This is a genomic window from Citrobacter sp. Cu233 (genome assembly GCF_030332225.1).
GTDB lineage: Bacteria > Pseudomonadota > Gammaproteobacteria > Enterobacterales > Enterobacteriaceae > Citrobacter.
This window is the reverse complement of record NZ_JAOWIF010000014.1, coordinates 1-635: the sequence shown is the minus strand read 5'-3', so window position 1 is coordinate 635 and position 635 is coordinate 1. Positions and strand designations below refer to the sequence as shown.

General features: G+C 49.1%; 1 protein-coding gene. It reads left to right on the top strand.

What is annotated here, in order from left to right:
* A partial coding sequence (locus tag OGX95_RS00060) for a phage tail fiber protein (RefSeq protein ID WP_502872735.1) occupies window positions 1-635 on the top strand: 635 nt, incomplete at both ends.

Genomic DNA, 635 nt, shown 5'->3' with positions numbered 1-635 from the left:
GGTGATGTCACAATTACGCTTCCAGATACCAGCCAGACAACGGGGCCATCAGCGAAAAAACTGGTCAATAGTGTCAGCAATAAAGCAGACAAAACGGACCTGGATAATAAGGCAGATAAGACAGCTCTTGATGATTACGTTAAAAAAGGTGCTAACAGTGACATCACCAGCCTCAGCGGGTTAACAACGCCTTTAAGTGTCACTCAGGGTGGTACGGGTGGCAACAGTCCGGAGTCAGCCCGCCAGAGTCTGGCTGCCACGACAAACCGACAGTTAACAGACGGTAGCGGCGGTAGCTGGTATGCCGCGTTTACATCCAGACGAGACTTTGCCATGTTCAGCTGGGGAGATACGAGCAACATCGGTCCCTGGGATGCGCCGGCAAAGTACAGTACCGTCAATTTCTTCCCGTCAACAGCAGATAATATTGGAACAGCGCTGGCCAGTAGCTGGGGTTCTGATAATGAATATTATCTGAACTCAAAGCGATCCGATAAAACGTCTTATGAGCAGTGGAAAGGCTGGTCACGACTATGGCATTCAAGAAACACAACCGTAGATTCTAACGGCTTCATCAAGCGCGCATCCCCGGTAGTTAAGGTTTTCTCAGATGGACAATATGAAACCAATGAGGA